This window comes from Bacillus sp. FF-1, assembly GCF_028548245.1.
Classification (GTDB): domain Bacteria; phylum Bacillota; class Bacilli; order Bacillales; family Bacillaceae_G; genus Bacillus_A; species Bacillus_A paranthracis.
In genome coordinates this window covers 50,835-69,073 of the sequence record NZ_JAQQGG010000012.1, presented here as the reverse complement: position 1 = coordinate 69,073, position 18,239 = coordinate 50,835, and the positions used below count along the sequence as shown (strand labels likewise).

General features: G+C 35.2%; 18 protein-coding genes and 1 riboswitch. Of the genes, 13 read left to right on the top strand and 5 right to left on the bottom strand.

The window, feature by feature from the left end; genetic code table 11:
* Window positions 1–71 precede the first annotated feature (71 nt).
* The 4 genes from PQF83_RS26500 to PQF83_RS26485 all read left to right on the top strand — a co-directional run bounded on the left by PQF83_RS26500 (window position 72) and on the right by PQF83_RS26485 (window position 5,215).
* Window positions 72–1,508, top strand: a complete 1,437-nt coding sequence (locus PQF83_RS26500) for an FAD-binding oxidoreductase (protein ID WP_000715451.1) — start codon at window positions 72–74, stop codon at window positions 1,506–1,508.
* Window positions 1,505–2,038: an MFS transporter gene (locus PQF83_RS26495; RefSeq protein WP_000222369.1), complete on the top strand. Its 534-nt coding sequence runs from the start codon at window positions 1,505–1,507 to the stop codon at window positions 2,036–2,038. Before PQF83_RS26500 ends, PQF83_RS26495 begins: the two co-directional genes overlap by 4 nt.
* 78 nt (window positions 2,039–2,116) lie before the next feature.
* A complete protein-coding gene (locus tag PQF83_RS26490) occupies window positions 2,117–3,838 on the top strand; it encodes a DUF3981 domain-containing protein (RefSeq protein WP_000670259.1) in 1,722 nt (573 codons plus the stop codon).
* A gap of 165 nt (window positions 3,839–4,003) precedes the next feature.
* Window positions 4,004–5,215 (top strand): multidrug effflux MFS transporter, encoded by a 1,212-nt coding sequence (locus PQF83_RS26485; RefSeq protein ID WP_116777230.1) that lies wholly within the window; start codon window positions 4,004–4,006, stop codon window positions 5,213–5,215.
* Between the two features lie 33 nt (window positions 5,216–5,248).
* On the opposite strand, the gene PQF83_RS26480 is transcribed toward PQF83_RS26485, so the two are convergent.
* On the bottom strand, window positions 5,249–5,695 hold the full coding sequence (locus PQF83_RS26480; RefSeq protein ID WP_000282866.1) for a hypothetical protein: 447 nt from the start codon (window positions 5,693–5,695) through the stop codon (window positions 5,249–5,251).
* A 274-nt stretch (window positions 5,696–5,969) separates the two neighbouring features.
* On the opposite strand from PQF83_RS26480, the gene PQF83_RS26475 reads away from it, so the two are divergent.
* On the top strand, window positions 5,970–6,473 hold the full coding sequence (locus PQF83_RS26475) for a hypothetical protein (protein ID WP_000756528.1): 504 nt from the start codon (window positions 5,970–5,972) through the stop codon (window positions 6,471–6,473).
* 16 nt (window positions 6,474–6,489) lie between these two features.
* On the opposite strand, the gene PQF83_RS26470 is transcribed toward PQF83_RS26475, so the two are convergent.
* Window positions 6,490–6,705 carry a DUF3951 domain-containing protein gene (locus PQF83_RS26470; protein WP_000371392.1) on the bottom strand — a complete coding sequence of 72 codons (216 nt, stop codon included), beginning with the start codon at window positions 6,703–6,705 and terminating at the stop codon, window positions 6,490–6,492.
* A gap of 172 nt (window positions 6,706–6,877) precedes the next feature.
* A riboswitch (SAM riboswitch) is annotated at window positions 6,878–6,983 on the top strand.
* Between the two features lie 135 nt (window positions 6,984–7,118).
* Here PQF83_RS26470 and PQF83_RS26465 point away from each other — a divergent pair.
* From PQF83_RS26465 to PQF83_RS26445, 5 genes are read left to right on the top strand one after another with little or no spacing between them, the layout of a single operon-like run.
* Window positions 7,119–8,036: an ABC transporter permease gene (locus tag PQF83_RS26465; RefSeq protein WP_000289330.1), complete on the top strand. Its 918-nt coding sequence runs from the start codon at window positions 7,119–7,121 to the stop codon at window positions 8,034–8,036.
* 17 nt (window positions 8,037–8,053) lie between these two features.
* On the top strand, window positions 8,054–9,058 hold the full coding sequence (locus tag PQF83_RS26460; RefSeq protein ID WP_000501542.1) for an ABC transporter permease: 1,005 nt from the start codon (window positions 8,054–8,056) through the stop codon (window positions 9,056–9,058).
* A complete protein-coding gene (locus PQF83_RS26455) occupies window positions 9,015–10,025 on the top strand; it encodes an ABC transporter ATP-binding protein (RefSeq protein ID WP_000531236.1) in 1,011 nt (336 codons plus the stop codon). Before PQF83_RS26460 ends, PQF83_RS26455 begins: the two co-directional genes overlap by 44 nt.
* Complete coding sequence (locus PQF83_RS26450) at window positions 10,022–10,795, top strand: ABC transporter ATP-binding protein (protein ID WP_000205670.1); 774 nt, start codon at window positions 10,022–10,024, stop codon at window positions 10,793–10,795. The genes PQF83_RS26455 and PQF83_RS26450 overlap by 4 nt, the downstream gene beginning before the upstream one ends.
* A gap of 13 nt (window positions 10,796–10,808) precedes the next feature.
* Entirely contained in the window at window positions 10,809–12,398 is a 1,590-nt protein-coding gene (locus PQF83_RS26445) for a peptide ABC transporter substrate-binding protein (RefSeq protein ID WP_000714093.1), read from the top strand.
* Window positions 12,399–12,427: 29 nt separating this feature from the next.
* Here PQF83_RS26445 and PQF83_RS26440 read toward each other — a convergent pair whose 3' ends face one another.
* Complete coding sequence (locus PQF83_RS26440) at window positions 12,428–12,895, bottom strand: YusW family protein (RefSeq protein WP_001259643.1); 468 nt, start codon at window positions 12,893–12,895, stop codon at window positions 12,428–12,430.
* Window positions 12,896–13,068: 173 nt separating this feature from the next.
* Here PQF83_RS26440 and PQF83_RS26435 point away from each other — a divergent pair, with 173 nt between their 5' ends.
* Genes PQF83_RS26435 through PQF83_RS26425 form a run of 3 tightly spaced genes read left to right on the top strand, consistent with a single transcriptional unit; the run spans window position 13,069 to window position 14,525 of the window.
* Window positions 13,069–13,968, top strand: coding sequence for a helix-turn-helix transcriptional regulator (locus PQF83_RS26435; RefSeq protein WP_000544210.1), 900 nt, complete (start codon window positions 13,069–13,071; stop codon window positions 13,966–13,968).
* Between the two features lie 18 nt (window positions 13,969–13,986).
* On the top strand, window positions 13,987–14,178 hold the full coding sequence (locus PQF83_RS26430) for a hypothetical protein (protein WP_000922544.1): 192 nt from the start codon (window positions 13,987–13,989) through the stop codon (window positions 14,176–14,178).
* Entirely contained in the window at window positions 14,175–14,525 is a 351-nt protein-coding gene (locus PQF83_RS26425; RefSeq protein ID WP_000156940.1) for a hypothetical protein, read from the top strand. The genes PQF83_RS26430 and PQF83_RS26425 overlap by 4 nt, the downstream gene beginning before the upstream one ends.
* A gap of 44 nt (window positions 14,526–14,569) precedes the next feature.
* On the opposite strand, the gene PQF83_RS26420 is transcribed toward PQF83_RS26425, so the two are convergent.
* Both PQF83_RS26420 and PQF83_RS26415 read right to left on the bottom strand, forming a co-directional pair.
* A complete protein-coding gene (locus tag PQF83_RS26420) occupies window positions 14,570–16,210 on the bottom strand; it encodes a peptide ABC transporter substrate-binding protein (RefSeq protein ID WP_000731068.1) in 1,641 nt (546 codons plus the stop codon).
* Window positions 16,211–16,597: 387 nt separating this feature from the next.
* Window positions 16,598–18,238, bottom strand: coding sequence for a peptide ABC transporter substrate-binding protein (locus PQF83_RS26415; protein ID WP_000726497.1), 1,641 nt, complete (start codon window positions 18,236–18,238; stop codon window positions 16,598–16,600).
* Window position 18,239 lies beyond the last annotated feature (1 nt).

Sequence of the window (18,239 nt, the reverse complement as noted above, 5' to 3'; positions counted from 1 at the left end):
TTGGTATTCTTTCTTCATAGGAAAATAGGTACAATATAAAGAGGAAAAGATGTAGAAGAGGAGAGTGTCATTTGAAAAAAGGAAAGATAGCGGTGGTCATTGTAGCATATACAGTGTTGCTTGCAACGTCTGTACATACATATAAAAAACAACTCGATCATCCTATTATGAGTGATGTAGGTAAATTGCTTCCGACAAAAATAAAACGTGTTGAAAGTGCTACTGATGAGCAATCGTTAATAAAATTAGTGCAAGATGCGAATGTTTCTGGAGAGAAGATTTCTATTGCTGGTATGCAACATAGTCAGGGCGGGCAGACGTATTATCCACATGGTACGATGCTTGATATGAAAGGGTATAATAAAATATTAGAATTTGATCCAGAGAAGAAGCGCATTACAGTTCAAAGTGGTGTCACGTGGAATGATATTCAGAAGAAAATAAATCCATATGGTCTTGCAGTTCAAGTTATGCAATCTCAAAATATTTTTACGGTTGGTGGTTCATTAAGTGTAAATGTACATGGTCGTGATATTCGTCATGAGGCATTGATTGATACAGTCGAATCATTTCGATTACTAATGGCAGATGGCACTGTACGTAATGTAAGTAGAGAAGAGAATGCGGATTTATTTCCTTACGTCATTGGCGGTTATGGGTTATTTGGTGTCATTTTAGATGTGACTTTAAAGTTAACAAATGATGAATTATATGAAACGCATACGAAAATGCTAGATTATAAAGAATACACGTCTTATTTCAAAGAAAAAGTGAAAAAAGATGCTAATGTTCGTATGCACTTAGCTCGTATTTCTGTTGCTCCAAATTCATTCTTAAGAGAAATGTATGTGACAGATTATACATTGGCACAAAATCAAAATATGAGGGAAGAGTATAGTGAACTAAAAGAAGAAACTATTATAGCAGCGCCGAAATTTTTACTTGGATTATCACGCTATAGTGATTGGGGAAAGAATACGTTTTGGGATATACAAAGAAGTTATTTCGAACGTACAGATGGAAAGTATGAGACGCGAAATAATGTTATGAGGTCAGATAGTGCCTTTATGGAATATGAAAATCCGAATAGGACAGAGGTGTTACAAGAATATTTTGTACCTATAGATTCTTTCACGGAATACATAGATGATTTACGTAACGTATTAAATGAAGAAGAGTTTAATTTGCTCAATATTACGATTCGTTACGTGGAAAAGAATGAAAATGCAGTTTTATCCTATGCGAAAGGTGATATGTTTGCACTGGTTCTTTTAATTAATCAAGGGCGTTCTGAAAATGAGATAAAGAAAACAGAGGATGTTATTCAGAAGATGATTGATGTTACGTTAAAGCATAACGGTAGTTATTATTTACCGTATTATTCTTATCCAACGAAAGAGCAGTTAAAGAGAGCATATCCTCGTATAGAAGAGTTTCTTCAGAAGAAAAAAGAAGCGGATCCAAAAGAGAGATTTGTGAATTTATTTTATAGGGAGTATACGAAATGACATATAGAAGATTTGTAGCTTCACAAAGCATCATTATGATGGCAGGAAGTATGGTATTTCCTTTTTACATTCTATTGCTTCGGAATGTTGGAAATAGCTTCTCACAGTTTGGCTGGGCATATGGCTTATTTGCCTTAACTTCAGCTCTAGTATATCCGTTAGTTGGAAGAATATCTGATAGAGTAGGTGATAGAAAGTTACTAATTATATACGCCTGGTCTATGGCAATATTAATGCTTTGTTTTCCTATTGCAACAGAAGTATGGCATGTATACATTCTTCAAATTTTAATGGGTATTTTAGGGGCTGTGCAGCGTAATACGGAGAAGACTTCGTTAGCACGAAAAGTTGTACAAGAAAATGCTGGTTATGAGATTGGAAAATATCATGTGTGGACATCGATTGGAGGAGCAGTAGCAATTATTGCAACAGGATATTTAGTAGATTTCTTTACGATCGGCACGATTTTTTATATTGCATCTATCTTATATGTAGTGAGCGGAGTTGTACTAAGTAGTAAAAAAATATAACAATTCCCATTTTTACCTGAATAACCTTTATTTGTTATACTAAAGGGGAAGACAAAAGAAAAGGGGACATTGCCTTTGATGAAATTTTTAATTTTAGCTATTCTCACTTTGTTTTTGATTCCATGGACAAGAAGAAGCGGTAGTAAACTTCGAGCAGTGGATAAGAAAGGGGATGAGAAGGTTGTAAAGGGTAAGAAATCATCTATTTTAGTTATTCCAGTTTTATTTTGGATAGGTATTGCAATCTATGAATATTTTTGGCTAATTGATGATCGAGCAGATTCAATTCTTACTCATTATTCTGTTGCAGTAGCGATTTTAATTGGGCTTGTTTTATTTTCCCAAGATCAAATAGGTAAATTAGAAGGCACGTTAAAAGGACTTCTAATGTTTGTTTTACTTGCAAGTTACGGCTACTTTGGTTATTTGCACGATATAGTAATCTCGCAAAAGAAATATGATTCTGTTGTAAAGGTAGAGAAAGATATTTCAGAGCCATTTACTGAAAATGATCAGCCATTTACAGTGCCGCCAAAGACAGCGGAGAATAAGATGAAAAAAGTATTTGGGGATATTCCGAAAGTAGCTTATTTTGAGCTAGGAGAATTAACGCCACAAATGGTAAATGGCGAGGCTTTATATGTAGCACCGATTGAAGTTTCAGGATTTTTTAAAGCACGTAAAGCTGAGACAATTCCAGGGTACGTCACGATGTCAGGTACGAATCCTGATGCAGAAGCAAAGCTGCACCTTGGTTATAAAATGAAATACGTGCCAAGCATGTTTTTCGGAAATAATTTAGAGCGTGTGGTAAGGAAAGCAGAACCAAATTTAATCTTTAAAGGAAAACCTAAATTTGAAGTGGATGATAAAGGGAAACCGTATTATACAATGACGTACGGTGAATTTATTTCAGGAAGATCTGGATTTGAGGTAGAGGGCGTTGTAGTAGTAGACGCACAAACAGGTGAAGTGAAAAGATACGATAAAGGAAAGGCACCTAAATTTGTTGATGGCGTATTAAATCACGAGACCGCATCTACATTAAATACGTATTTCGGTAAGTACATTCACGGATTTTGGAATACAAAATTCTCGCAAACGGACATGAAGATTCCGACTGAGTGGGGAACGAAAGAAGGAGTTACACCAATCTTCGGTAAGGATGGAACGTTATATTACTTTACTGATTTCACCTCTCCGAAAGAGGGAGTAGATTCTGCACTAGGTTATTCACTTATCGATGCGCGTACAGGTAAGTTGTATTACTATAACGGAAAAGAAGTAAAGGGAATTATGGATGGTTCGGCTGCTTCGGAAGTCGTGGATAATTCCTTTAAGAGAGAGAAATGGCATGGAACGATGCCGGTTATTTATAACGTGTACGGTAAACCTTCTTGGATTGTACCTGTTATTGATGATGGAGGGTTAGTGCGTGCCCATACGGTTATCTATGCTTCTAATGCGAAAATATTTGCAACAGGTTCGACGCAAAAAGAAGCGCTTGAGAATTATAAAAATGCGCTGAGTGGAAGCGGAGATTCATTTAGACCGACTTCAAATGGAAAAGAGGCGCAAAAAGAAGGCGTTGTACAACGTGTATATAAAGAAAAATCAGGTGAAAATACAATTGTTTATGTACTGTTGGAGAACGAACAAAAAGTGTTTATGATACCTGCGAAAAAGTTCCCATATGCTATGTTTACAGAAGTGGGAGATCCAATTCAAATCACATATTTAGATACAGGAGAGGCGATGTCTTCCGTATCTAAATTTACAAATAGTAATTTGAACAAGTAAAGCGATAGAGATTCTATCGCTTTTTTTACAAAATTAAACAGGAAAATGCGCTATACTTGACGTATGTTTATGTTGTAACTATAATTGTTACGATTTAGTGTGTATAGGAAAGGGTGAACGAAAAAAGTGAATGAAGTTAATCAGGAAATATATAAGCCTGTAAAGATGAACAGGTTATGGATGATTCTTGTATTAGGAACACTTACGGCGATTGGACCATTATCTATTGATATGTATTTGCCTTCGTTACCGAAATTAACGGATGACTTGCAAACAGGTGCATCTCTAGCACAGCTTACATTAACAGCTTGTTTGCTTGGGCTTTCAGTAGGACAATTATTTGTTGGCTCAATTAGTGATATTTACGGAAGACGCAAACCTCTTATTATTGCTCTTATTATTTATGTTGCTTCTTCTTTACTTTGTGCTGTTGCGCCATCTATTTGGACTTTAGTGTTATTACGCTTTCTACAAGGAGCTTCAGGATCAGCCGGTATTGTTATATCACGTGCAATGGTACGTGACATGTATTCAGGTTCTGAAATGACGAAATTCTTCTCACTGCTTATGTTAGTAAACGGAGCAGCACCTATTTTGGCACCGATTATTGGGGGACAATTATTACAGTTTACAACGTGGCGCGGTGTCTTTATCGTTCTCGGAGCAATAAGTGTATTTATGTTAATATCAGCTACTTTCGTATTACGTGAAACATTACCTCCTGAAGAAAGAGAAACAGGCGGTTTGTCAGGGACGTTAGCGACGTACGGAAAATTGTTAAAGGACCGTTTGTTTATGGGATATGCATTGTCACAAGGATTAGTAACGGCGGCAATGTTTGCATACATTTCGGGATCACCATTTGTGTTGCAGAACATATACGGAGCATCACCACAGCAATTTAGTTTATTCTTTGCAATCAACGGTATCGGTATTATTATTGCGAGTCAGGTTACGGGTCGTTTAGCAGGGAAAGTGAATGAGAAGACATTATTTGTCTCTGGTATTGTTATTGCAGCTGTTGGTGGTTTATCTTTACTACTAACAATCTTATTAGGAATAGGGTTAATTGGTGTTTTATGCTCGTTATTCCTTGTCGTATCAAGTGTTGGGGTTGTCTCAACAACTGGGTTCTCATTAGCGATGAGAAATCAAAAACAAGCTGCAGGAACAGCATCAGCTTTATTAGGCTTATTACAGTTCATTTCAGGAGCGCTTGTTGCACCGCTAGTAGGTATTGGTGGAAGTAATACCGCATTACCGATGGGTGTTGTAATAGCTCTTTGTGAAATTGGTGCGGTACTATGCTATTTATTTATGGCTAGAAGAAGTGAAAAGCAGTTTGAACTGCAAGCAAGACAAAATTTAGAGGCTTAACAAAAAAGAACTGATTCAAAGGGAATATTTGAATCAGTTCTTTTTTTCATTTCTTTCAAATACCTCATACATATTATTCATGATCGTATCATATAAAATAGCAAGTTTATCCCACACCCAGCGATTACTATCAACTTCTTTTTCCCCGCAGTCGATAATATCGGTATGGTCGGTAATTTTATACGCTTTTTTAACGATAATAGGAGCAATTTTCGGTATACGTGGGATTTCTTTTAAGATATCTGCGAAGTTTCCAATGTAGACATGACCGATGATTTCGATTGTTAATGATTTATCTGATATATTTAGCACTGTATGAAATTGATTTGTATGTTGTTGTTTTAAATATTGGGCTAACTTAAATGGAGCATGCTTCTTTTTTAATACGCGGCGAAGGCTCTCTGTATTTTCGATATGAAGTGATTTTTCGCGAATAAGTACACGAATATCTTCTCCCATAAAAGGCATTGTATTGTACATAGATGATTCTCCTTAAAAACTTACATATGTTTGCGTTATGCATATGTAAGTCTAGCATGGTTTGTTCTTTATGTGTGCTTACAGTTTTGTAAGGTGCTGTAGTAAAGCAGTGCAAAAGTTATTTGTATAAAGTGACGATACTGTGACAAACATGTTGGTATATATATTACGATGTCGTCTTAAGTGTAAAAAGTAGGATGTTCTCGGTATAATAACAAGTGGAGATAAAAGAAACTATAATGAGTAGTAGCTGTAGATAAAAGGAGAAGAAGAGATGAAGAAGGTTTTGGGTATTGCTGTAATGGGAAGTATGATCCTTCTAGCAGGATGTAATGGAAATAAGGATACGAAAGAACCGAAAGAAAAGGTAGAGCAATCTACAGAACAAACAGAAGAAATGAAAGAATACCGTGCAGTACATGAAAAATACGATTTGAAAATGAATAAAGAAATTAATAACGCACTGCAGTTATTTGAAGTGGCAAAAGAAAAGGGCGGTAAGGAAATAACGACTGCTACATATAAAGAAGATGTGCAAAAGGTAACAACGAGCATGTTAGAAGATATTGATCATATACGAAAAGAAATTCGTGTTCCGAAGTCGAAAGAGCAAGAACATGAGGTATATGTCGGTTTCTTGAATGAATCGGAACAAGCAATGAAAAAATTACAGAAGTTAGCTAAAGAAGAAGATTCATCGTTGATTCGTGATATAGAAATTAATTTTGCAACAGCATCGACATACTATAAACGTTTTCAAGCAGAAACGAAAAAATAACCTTGCCTGTGCAAGGTTATTTTTTCTTCTTACGATCGCCGTCTTCATCCTCGGATACTAATACCTTCTGTTCTTCGTGAAATTCGGAAATAGTTTGCCCGGTAATATTATCAAAGGGGGTGTAAAAAGAGGTAATGCTTTTCTTTTTAATGAAAAGTTTATAAAATCCAATGATAACAAGTATAACGATTGTTAATGGTAATCCTATAGTTGCTAGAAGTAAGGGATCCATCATATAACTCCTTTCATATCGTTTTTTTTTATTATAGGCGAAAAACTGTAATTTAGATAAACACACTATTAAAAACTGATTTTTCTAAATATATCCAATTTGATTGACTTTTCATTTTTTCAGAATTATAATTCGAAATATACAATTTGAACCAAATAATAAAATAGCAATTTACTTATCCAGAGAGGTAGAGGGACTGGCCCTATGACACCTCAGCAGCGGGTTCTGTAATAGGAACACCGTGCTAATTCCAGCAAGCAAGTCTTGAAAGATAAGTGATAGGCCTTTGTTTATTAAGCCTTGATCTTATTTTTTAAGATCAAGGCTTTTTGTATTCTAAAAAGAGAAAGGGAGTAATGGAAAAAGCACGTTCATAAAACTAAGTAAATATATGTGTTTAGGGGGTTATTGGAATGTATGTAATTAAAAAATTATCGGTTATGGTGTTCACACTATGGGTTATTACGACAGTGACATTTCTAATTATGCATATTATTCCGGGAGATCCATTTTCATCAGATGCAAAGATCTTTCCGGAGGAAGTTGTGCAAAATATGAGAGCGAAGTATCACCTTGATGAACCGTTATGGAATCAATATGTTGCTTATTTAGACGGCGTAGTTCATTTTGATTTTGGTGAATCTGTTCAATCAACCGGGCAAGGTGTATCAGAAATCATAACAACTGGCTTTGGTCCATCAGCAATTATTGGTTTACAAGCACTTATTATTTCATTGCTAGTCGGAATTGCTGCAGGTACATTTGCTGCTCTCTATCATGGGAAGGTAATTGATTATGGTGTAAGTTTACTTGCCATCCTCGGTATTTCTATTCCGAGTTTTATTTTAGCACCACTATTTATACAAATATTTGCTATTCAATTCGAGCTCTTACCAGTAGCCTCTTGGGGTACATTTGAACATACAGTATTGCCATCCTTTGCATTAGCGTTAGGACCAATCGCAGTGATTACAAGATTTGTTCGCTCTAATATGATTGAAGTTTTGCAGAGTGATTATATTAAGTTAGCGAGAGCGAAAGGTATACCGATTAAGAAAATTATTATAAGACATGCTCTTCGAAATGCAATTGTTCCAGTGCTTACATTTGTTGGGCCGTTAATGGCTGGGTTGTTAACGGGGACTTTTATTATTGAAAAAATCTTTGCAATTCCTGGTCTCGGAAAATATTTTGTAGATAGTATTTTTAACCGAGATTATCCAGTCATTATGGGGACAACGATTTTCTATAGTGCATTATTAATTTTTTGTATTTTCATTACAGACATTATTCATCGTATTGTTGATCCGCGTATTCGTTCTATTACGTAAGGAGGGAGGATATTTAAATGGGTGCTTATGAAATTAATAAACAGTTATTGACAAATGAAGAGAAAAAAGAATTAACGATAAATAAAGATCAGCAAGCAATTAGCAGAAAAAAAGAAGTGTTCCGTAAGTTTGTATCAAATCCAATCGCAGTTCTAGGAACGGTGACATTGTTACTCATTATTATTTTTTCTCTTATCGGTGAAAGTTTAACCACTTTCACTGCGAGTGAACAAGTAAAAGAGGCGACAAATTTACCACCTAGTAGTGAGCATTGGTTCGGAACAGATGATTTGGGAAGAGATATTTGGGCGCGTACTTGGGCTGGTGGGAAGATTTCGTTAGTAGTTGGATTAGTAGCAGCTGTTCTTGATATAGGACTTGGTGTGCTAATTGGAGGATTTAGTGGATATGTGAGAGGGCGTAATCGCCTTGGAACGTTAATAGATGAGTGGATTGTACGAGGGATTGAAATATTATACGGTATTCCATATTTATTAATTGTAATTTTATTACTAATCATTATGAAACCAGGACTTTTTACAATTATTATCGCCCTTGCATTAACAGGTTGGATTGGTATGGCACGTCTCGTTAGGGCGCAAGTCTTATCTTTAAAGCAAAGAGAATTTGTTATTGCAGCGGAGCGATTAGGTACATCACATATGAAAATTATATACGGACATATCATTCCGAACTTAACAGGTATTATTATCGTAAATTTATCATTTACAATTCCAGCAGCTATTTTTTCAGAATCATTTTTAAGCTTCATTGGACTCGGGGTACAATCACCAGCAGCAAGCTGGGGGACAATGACGAATGATGCGCTTGGGACATTATTAAGCGGAGAATGGTGGCAACTTTTCTTCCCATCACTAATGATTGCGCTTATTATGTTCGCATTTAATGCAATTGGTGATGGTTTGCAAGATGCAATTGATCCGAAAATCGTAAAACGGAATCGAAAGGAGAAACGACATGGGACAGCTTTTATCTTTAGAAAACGTAACGTTAGCCGTTGAAAAAGAGAATAGTAAGCAAGCAATTGTGAAACATGTTTCCTTTTCTATTAACGAAGGTGAAATTGTTGCACTTGTAGGAGAGAGTGGTTCAGGGAAAAGTGTTACAGCACAAGCTATTATCGGCTTAAATCAAGAATCAATTCAAATTGATGATGGAAATATATCTTTCGAATCAAAGGCATTAACTAAGTTACAAGAATCAGAATGGAATCAAATTCGTGGGAAAGATATTTCTTTTATCTTTCAAGATCCGCTTTCATCTTTGAATCCAACGATGAAGGTGGGAAGGCAAATTACAGAAGTGATTTTGCAGCACGAAAAGAAATCGAAAAAAGAGGCAAAAGAAATTGCAATTAACTTATTAAATGATTTAGGAATACATGAAGCAGAGAAACGCTTTGAACAGTACCCACATCAATTAAGCGGAGGTATGAGGCAACGTATTTGTTTAGCAATCGCATTTGCTTGCCACCCAAAACTCGTTATTGCGGATGAACCTACGACAGCATTAGATGTAACAATTCAAAAGCAAATTATGGAGTTATTAAAGGAAAGAAAGGAAAAGCAAAATACGAGTATTTTACTAATTACGCACGATTTAGCACTTGTACGTGAAGTAGCGGATCGAGTAGTTGTGATGTATGGAGGACGTGTTGTTGAAAAAGGAACGATAGAGGAAGTGATAGGTTCTCCTAAACATCCATACACAAAAAGCTTATTACAAGCAATTCCCAATATGGATGATTCCGAAAAAGTATTACGTGCAATAGAAGGGACGACACCTTCCATTGAGACGTTAAATAGCTTTGGTTGTCCTTTTGTAAATCGTTGTCCAGTAGCGATAAAAGAATGTATTCATCGTTTCCCAGAGAGAACAACATATTCTGGGGAGCATAGTTCACATTGCTGGCAACATGTTCTGGAGCATAATAAAGCGAAATCAAAAGAGAAGGTGAATGCCTCATGACGACAGATTTAATTACTGTAAAGCAAGTAACGAAAACGTATGGAAGTAAAAATAAAGAAATCGCAGCGTTAAAAGACATATCGCTTGCGATCCCGAAAGGCACAACGCTTGGCATTATTGGAGAAAGTGGTTCAGGAAAAACAACACTTGGTAAGCTCATAGCTGGGATTGAGAGCCCAACGTCTGGTGAAATTGAATATAACAATCAAGTCGTTCACAAGCTGAAGGCAGCTCATAAACGTGATTTCTTACAGAAAGTACAGTTTATTTTTCAAGATTCCACAGCAGCATTAAATCCGCGCTGGAAAGTACGCGATAGCGTAACGGAAGGTTATATTTCATTCGGTTTAGGTGATAAAGGATTAAAGGATAAAGTAGCAGGTGATGCGCTAGAACGTGTGGGATTAGATAGACGATATATCGATCGCTATCCGCACGAATTTAGCGGAGGGCAACGTCAACGTATTGCTATTGCAAGAGCTTTATTATGTGAGCCAGAAGTATTGATTCTTGATGAACCAATTTCAGCGTTAGATGTTTCACTTCAAATTCAAGTTGTACATCTGTTGCAAAAAATTCAAAAGGAACAAGGCTATACATATTTATTTATCGCGCATGATTTGCCAATGGTTCACTATTTATGTGAAAAAGTGGCTGTCTTATATAAAGGAGAACTTGTTGAATTTGGAAATACGGATGAAGTATTCCGTAATCCACAACATTCTTATACAAAAACATTATTAGCATCTACACCAAAAATTTCAGGTTAAAGGGGAATGGAAGATGAAGAAGTTTTTATTATTTGTCATTATGACCGTATTAGCAATTACTTCTGTCGCTTGCGGTAAGAAAGATACTTCAAAAGCAAGTGCTAGTAAAGGAGACCGTTTTGTAACGAATCTCGGTAGTGATCCTTACACGTTAGATTCAGCGATTTCAACAGATAATAACTCTAATTATGTAATTGAGCACTTATTTGCAACTTTGTATAGACAGACAACAGATGGGAAGTTTGAAAAGGATTTAGTAGAGAAAGAGGAAGCTGGGGCAGATGGAAAAGAGTATACATTCTATTTGAAAAAAGGATTGAAATGGTCTGATGGTTCTCCATTAACAGCAAAAGATTTTGAATTTGCTTGGAAGAGAATATTAAATCCTAAAACGGGTTCTATGAATGCAACTGAACTCTATTTCATTAAAGGTGGAGAAGCATTTAATACGGGGAAAGGTGCAGAAGATGCAGTAGGAATTCAAGCAGTAGATGATGTAACTTTAAAGCTACAATTTGAACATCCGGTAACATCTATTAAGCGAACATTAGCCCAGTCGTTATATATTCCACTTAATAAAAAATCTATTGACGAAAAAGGTAAACTAAAAGTAGATCCAAAAGAATTAATTACAAATGGTCCTTTCACATTGAAAGAATGGAAGCATAATCAAGCGATTATTTTAGAAAAAAATAAAGAATTCCATGATAAAAAAGTAGCATCAAAAGAAATCGAATTCCGTATTATTCCTGAAGGTAAAACAGCGTATCAATTATATAAATCTGGAGAATTAGATTTATTATCTAACATACCAACGGATTTAGTTGAAAAAGAACAAAACAATAAAGAGTTTAAAAAAATGCAAGACTACTCAACTCATATTTACTCATTTAATTCAGAGAAACCACCATTTACAAATGCTAAAATTCGTAAAGCCTTTGCATTAGCTGTAGATCGTAAGTTTATCGTAGAGAAAATATTAAAGAATAATGCAAAAGAAGCATATGGATTTGTTCCAGAAGGAGCAAAAACAGAAGGTGGTCGTGACTTCCGTAAAGAGAAGGGTGATTATTTTAAATATGATCCTGCGGTAGCTAAGAATCTATTAGAAGAAGGAATGAAGGAAGAAGGATGGACTACACTTCCAGAAGTAACGGTGAAATATTCAGATAAGAAAAAAATAGCTGAAACACTTCAAGAAATGTTTAAGAAAAATCTTGGTGTAGACGTAAAGATAGAAGGTAAAGAGTGGAAAAGTTATATTGATATGTACAAACAAAGTGACTTCCAAATCGCATATATGGGATGGGGAGGATCTACATTAGATCCAGCTGCTCAATTAGAAATTTATGCAGGTGATGGACCAAATAACTATGCGAAATGGTTTAATAAAGACTTTGATAATTTAATTAATCAAGCAAAATTAGAACAAGATGAAAATAAACGCTTTGACTTATTACATCAAGCAGAAGATATTATGTTTACAGAATATCCTTTAATCCCACTTGTATTCCCAACAGACTCTTATTTACAAAAGTCATCTGTATCTGGATTAGAATACTACGTAGGATCTCAACCAAGTTTGCGATATGCTAAAAAATAAAATAAAGAAGTAGGCAACTGCCTACTTCTTTATTTTATTTCTCTTTTATATTCTTTTTTCGTTCCATCAGAGAAGACAACTTCTAAATCAAATTTTTGATAGTCTTTATCAAGTTTGAACACGTTCACTACTTGATCGATTACTTCTTGGTCAGCAGTATCTTTATCAAATTTTAATTCTTGTAGAAGTGGGCTTAATTTTGTGATAGCCTCGTCTCCTGTTAATTTTACATCTGCTTTATGATCTTCAATTTTTGCTTCCATTTTCTTATCAGCTGCTACATTTTTATAGTCTGCTTCGTAGTCTTTCTTTGTATCTTGGTAGTCTGCCTTTAAATCGAATTCATTGAAGTTTAGTTTTAAATCTGCAGGAGCCTCGTTTTTTGCTTCTTCAGTCGTCTTTTTATTAGAAGTTGTATCTTCTTTTGCAGGAGCTTTACATCCTGTTAATGCAGGTACTAGCATAAGAGCTAATAAAACTGATAGTAGAGTTCTCATTATAAATTCCTCCTTATGTAAATTCGTTCTATACAAGTTTTTCCCAAAATCATGTAATTATGTATGTGTTAAAAATAAATTATTATTCTGTAGTCATAAGGGCTAATCCGCAATTTAAATCAAAAACGATTTGTATGTATATGGTAAATTGAAGTTGTGAGGGAGGGACTAAAATGCATGAAGAGTATAAAGAGATAATAAAAAAATCAATTGAATATATAGAGAATCACTTACATGAGGAGCTTACAACAGAAAGAGTGGCATCTTACAGTGCAGTATCGATGTACCATTTTCATCGTATCTTTCAAAGATATGTTGGGATGAGTGTAACGGATTATATTCGAAAGAGAAGGTTAACTCATGCTGCGCAGACTTTAGTATCGACTGAAAGAGCAGTTATTGATATTGCAATGCAATATGGTTTTTCCTCACAAGAGGCATTTACGAGAGCTTTTAAAAGAATGTTTCAATTGCCACCAAAGAAATATCGAAAGTACTTCCAGTCATTTTATATAGAAAGAGAGGGTGTTTCAATGCAAAAAGGTATACCGAAAGGATGGATCTTAAGTGGAAGTCATCCTGCTGAATATGAGATGGGTTTAGATTATGAAGTTGTCCATCAAGGGAAAGTATCTGCATACATAAAAGCAAAAGAGAATGTTACGCACGGAGGATTTTCAACATTAATGCAAATGTTCCGAGCAGATAAATATGTAGGGAAGAGATTACGTTTTACAGCATTTGTTAAGAGTGAAAATGTAAGAGATTGGGCAGGATTGTGGATGCGAGTAGATGGAAAAGAGACAGAACCGCTTGCTATGGATAATATGCAAAATCGTCCCATTAAAAATACGAATAATTGGCAATCGTACTCAGTTGTATTAGATATAAAAGAAGGAGCGCTTGGTATTGCATTTGGTGTTTTATTATCAGGAGAAGGTTATGTGTGGCTAGATAGTATTCGATTTGATGAAGTAGATGAAAAAATTCCTACAACAGATTTGGCAGAGAACTTTTATGAAACACTCTTAGAAGAACCGGTGAATCTACAATTTGAAGAAGTAGAAAAATAAAAAACAAGGAGAAAAGATATGCTCAAATATGTAAAACTAATAAGTATTAGTTTAGTAATATCGTCTTGCATTATGGGAATTAACTATTTAGTTAGCTATATTTGGTCAGGGCATACACCTTCTTTGACATGGAGAACATATTTGATGTTTTTGTTTATATTTATGATGAGTTTTAGTTCAATGCAAAAAGAAGGGGAAGAGGATTATTGACAATAGTTTTCTTCGCATTTCTTTCATTAACACAAATGTTTCTAACTGTGTTTGGAAACGCAGGTATGATTTTTAATATTATCTCACTATCGTTACAACTTGTAAGTTCCGGTGTAATTGTCCCACATGAAATGCTTTCTAAAACATATCAAACAATCGGCGGATTATTTCCTGCAACATATGCAGCGAATGGCTATTATACAATAATATTTGGAGGAGTTAGTTTAGAGAGAAATATTATTTCATTATTAGTTATTGTATTGGTTACACAATCAGTAGCAGTGATGACTTTAGCTATAAAAGGAATGGTAAAGGGAAGAAGAAGCTCTGTAGTTAAAGAAGCATAAAATAAAAAGGTATCCTCGGTGGGATACCTTTTTATTAGCACTTATTATTTTGCAACTTCTGTCCACTTGTAGTTAAACTCACCACCGAAGTCAGTTGTTACAAGTCCTTTAATGAAAGAGCGTTGTAAGTAAGAACGACCTTGTTGGTATAAAGGAGCGACAGCACCGTCTTGTAATAGAATTTTTTCAGCTTGCTTCATTGCTTCCCAGCGAGCTTTTTCATCACCAGCTAAATCTGTTTTTACTTTATGAATTAGCTCATCGTACTCTTTGTTAGAGTATTTATCGAAGTTGTAAGCACTATCTGTTGTAAATAAATCTAAGAATGTAATTGGATCAGCGAAGTCAGGGCCCCAGCCATCAATACCGATTTCATAGTCACCACTTAACAGTAGTTTTAACTGTTGTTTACGTGGTTGTGGTTTTAAATTTACTGTTAATCCATCTAAGTTCTTTTCTAGTTCACCTTTTAAATATTCACCAGTCTTTTTAGCTAAAGCATTATCACTTGTTAAGAGTTCAATTGTTACTTTGTCAGTACCCAGTTCTTGCTTCGCTTTTTTCCAGTTTTCTTTCGCTGTTTTCACATCATCTTTCACTAGATTTCCATTTTCTTTACGGAAGTCGTTGCCATCAGGACTTTTTGCAAATTTCGCAGGAACCATTCCTTCAGCTGCAACAGCGCCGTTATTTAAAATTGTTTCTACGTATGCTTTCTTATTCATTGCTCCGTTAATAGCAAGGCGTGCATGTTGATTTTTTAATGTTTCATTTTTTTGATTGAGTCGTAAAAATTGAATGCCAACTTCAGCGCGTTCTTTGAAGTTTGGATCGCCCTTATATTTATCAACAAACTCCGCAGTTAAAGCAACGCGATCAATTTGTCCTGAATCATATAAATTAACTTCTGTAGACTTATCTTTAACGACATTGAAGTTGATTTCTTCTAATTTCACCGTTTTAGCATCCCAATAGTTAGGATTCTTCTTCAGTTGGAAGCTTTGCTCGTGTTTCCAGTTATCTAATGTGAAGGCACCGTTGTAAATTAAATGATTTGTTTCTAAACCGTATTTATCGCCTTGAGACTTTAAGTACTCTTCATTAATTGGTAAGAATGTTGAGAATGTCGTTAAACTTAAGAAGTAGGGAACAGGACGATCTAGTTGTACTTCTAATGTTTTGTCATCAATAGCTTTGACCCCTAGTTGATCAATCGGCAATTGTTTTTGGTTTATTTGTTTCGCATTCTTTATATCGAAGAATAAGAATGCATATTCAGCTGCTGTATCAGGGGTTACGGCACGTTGCCAAGCGAAGACAAAGTCTTTTGCTGTAACAGGAGTACCGTTTGACCATTTTGAATCACGCAGATGGAATGTATATTTCGTTTTATCGGGACTAACGTCAACCGACTCAGCGACACCAGGAATCGGTTTATTATCTTCTCCCATTGCATATAACCCTTCAAAAACATTACGCATTACGTTCATGGATTCCCCATCCGTTGCTTTTGCAACATCCATTGTTGGAATTTCTGAAGCAAATGATAAGTTAATTGCTTGTTTATCAGGTGCTTTATCAATTGCTTTCGCTCCGCTTGCGTTATCTTTATTTCCCCCGCAAGCAGTTAGTAATAGACTTGCCCCTAAAACAGATGCAACAACAGGTACAACTTTTTTCTTCATTGTTCGTTCCTCCCTAAATGTGTTGTTTCGTAACGTCATAATGTCCATGTTTTGAAGTGTATCTATAGAAGAAGAGAAAACCTATTATAAATATGTACATGTAGGTAATCAGGTGTTCTATATGTATATACATGTTGAACTATAATTTATCATTATATGCTTCGACGTAGTAGACGTTATATTATGATGGTGAAATATTTCGTTTCTTTGATTATTTAGAATATTAACACTGGAGAGAACTATATGTCAATAATAAAAATTTGAGCATTAATTTTTTAGAATAATATATTAAAAAAGCGGATTTCCTCTTATTGAGAATCCGCTTTTAATACATTTTTTTAATAAAATAATTACTGTAGATAGAAAAATATCGATTCAGCTTGCCTTTTATTTTTCAATTTGTGCCCATTTGAAGTTTAATTGGCCTGCAAAGTCTACTTGCACAATTCCTTTCACATAAGAACGTTCTAAATAAGATTCGCCTTTTTGGTAAAGGGGAGCGATAACAGAGTCTTTAAATAATATTTTCTCAGATGCTAGTAATGCTTCCCAGCGAGCTTTTTCATCACCAGCTAAAGTCGTTTTCACTTTTTCAATTGTTTCATCGAACTCCTTATTAGAGTAATGATCCAAGTTGTAAGGGTTATTCGTTGTAAACAATTCAAGGAATGTAATTGGATCAGCAAAGTCAGGGCTCCAGCCATCAATACCGATTTCATAGTCACCTTTTAATAAAAGTGAAACTTGTTGTTTACGTGGTTGTGGTTTCACATTTACTGTTAATCCATCTAAATTCTTTTCTAGTTGTCCTTTTAAGAACTCACCTGTTTTCTTATCAAGGTCAGCATCACTCGTTAATAATTCTAATGTAATCTTTTCAGAACCAAGCTCTTGTTTTGCCTTTTTCCATAACTCTTGTGCAGATTTTGTATCAACTTTAGTTAAATCTCCATTTATAGTACGGAAGTCCTTTCCATCAGGCCCTTTTGCAAAGTTTTTTGGAACGAGACCAAAGGTTGGTGTAGAGCCATCATTTAATAACGTATTTACAAAGGATTTTCGATCAATTGTTTGATCAATTGCTTGGCGTGCAGAAACGTTTTGCAGTACTTTGTTTTGTTGATTCATACGTAAAAATTGTACGCCTACGTTCGGGCGTTCTTTAAAGTTTGCATCCTTTTTATATTTATCAACGAAATCAGATGTTAATTTTATACGGTCTAATTGTTTTGATTCGAATAAGTTTACTTCTGTTGATTTTTCTTTTACGACGTTAAAATTGATTTCCTCTAGTTTGACAGTATCTTTATCCCAATAGGTAGGGTTTTTCTTGAATTTAAAGCTTTGTTCATGCTTCCAATCGCTTAGTGTAAAAGCGCCGTTGTACAAGATTGTATTGTCTTCTAAAGCGTACTTATCACCTTGTTTTTTAAAGAATTCCTCGTTAATTGGTAGAAATGTTGGGAACGCTGTTAAGCTAATAAAATAAGGAACAGGACGCTCTAATTCTACCTCAAACGTATGGTCATCAACTGCTTTTACACCAAGTTGGTCGGCTGGAAGTTCTTTGTTGTTAATTTTTGTTGCATTTTTAATATCAAAGAATAGAAATGCATATTCAGAGGCTGTTGCTGGATCGACAGCTCTTTGCCAAGCGAAGACAAAATCTTTCGCTGTAACAGGAGTACCGTTTGACCATTTTGAATCTCGCAGGTGGAATGTGTATTTCGTTTTATCGCCACTTACTTCATGAGATTTTGCAACACCAGGGACAGGTTTATTACCTTCACCAAGGTTATACAAACCTTCAAATACGTTTCTCATTACTTGACCAGAATCAGTATCTGTAGCACGAGCTGTATCCATTGTTCGTATTTCAGTAGGTGAAGATAAGTTTAAAACCTGTTTACTAGGCGCCTCGTCTTTTGCATTTGCTCCGCTTGCTTCGTTTTTATAACTACTGCAACCAGTTAATAAAATACTTACTCCTACAACTGATGCAATACCGGGTACAAACTTCTTTTTCATT

Coding starts and splice junctions, on each gene's coding strand:
- PQF83_RS26495 (WP_000222369.1), top strand. CDS start 1,505: ATGACATATAGAAGATTTGTAGCTTCACAAAGCATCATTATGATGGCA.
- PQF83_RS26490 (WP_000670259.1), top strand. CDS start 2,117: ATGAAATTTTTAATTTTAGCTATTCTCACTTTGTTTTTGATTCCATGG.
- PQF83_RS26485 (WP_116777230.1), top strand. CDS start 4,004: ATGAACAGGTTATGGATGATTCTTGTATTAGGAACACTTACGGCGATT.
- PQF83_RS26480 (WP_000282866.1), bottom strand. CDS start 5,695: ATGTACAATACAATGCCTTTTATGGGAGAAGATATTCGTGTACTTATT.
- PQF83_RS26475 (WP_000756528.1), top strand. CDS start 5,970: ATGAAGAAGGTTTTGGGTATTGCTGTAATGGGAAGTATGATCCTTCTA.
- PQF83_RS26470 (WP_000371392.1), bottom strand. CDS start 6,705: ATGGATCCCTTACTTCTAGCAACTATAGGATTACCATTAACAATCGTT.
- PQF83_RS26465 (WP_000289330.1), top strand. CDS start 7,119: ATGTATGTAATTAAAAAATTATCGGTTATGGTGTTCACACTATGGGTT.
- PQF83_RS26460 (WP_000501542.1), top strand. CDS start 8,054: ATGGGTGCTTATGAAATTAATAAACAGTTATTGACAAATGAAGAGAAA.
- PQF83_RS26455 (WP_000531236.1), top strand. CDS start 9,015: ATGGGACAGCTTTTATCTTTAGAAAACGTAACGTTAGCCGTTGAAAAA.
- PQF83_RS26450 (WP_000205670.1), top strand. CDS start 10,022: ATGACGACAGATTTAATTACTGTAAAGCAAGTAACGAAAACGTATGGA.
- PQF83_RS26445 (WP_000714093.1), top strand. CDS start 10,809: ATGAAGAAGTTTTTATTATTTGTCATTATGACCGTATTAGCAATTACT.
- PQF83_RS26440 (WP_001259643.1), bottom strand. CDS start 12,895: ATGAGAACTCTACTATCAGTTTTATTAGCTCTTATGCTAGTACCTGCA.
- PQF83_RS26435 (WP_000544210.1), top strand. CDS start 13,069: ATGCATGAAGAGTATAAAGAGATAATAAAAAAATCAATTGAATATATA.
- PQF83_RS26430 (WP_000922544.1), top strand. CDS start 13,987: ATGCTCAAATATGTAAAACTAATAAGTATTAGTTTAGTAATATCGTCT.
- PQF83_RS26420 (WP_000731068.1), bottom strand. CDS start 16,210: ATGAAGAAAAAAGTTGTACCTGTTGTTGCATCTGTTTTAGGGGCAAGT.
- PQF83_RS26415 (WP_000726497.1), bottom strand. CDS start 18,238: ATGAAAAAGAAGTTTGTACCCGGTATTGCATCAGTTGTAGGAGTAAGT.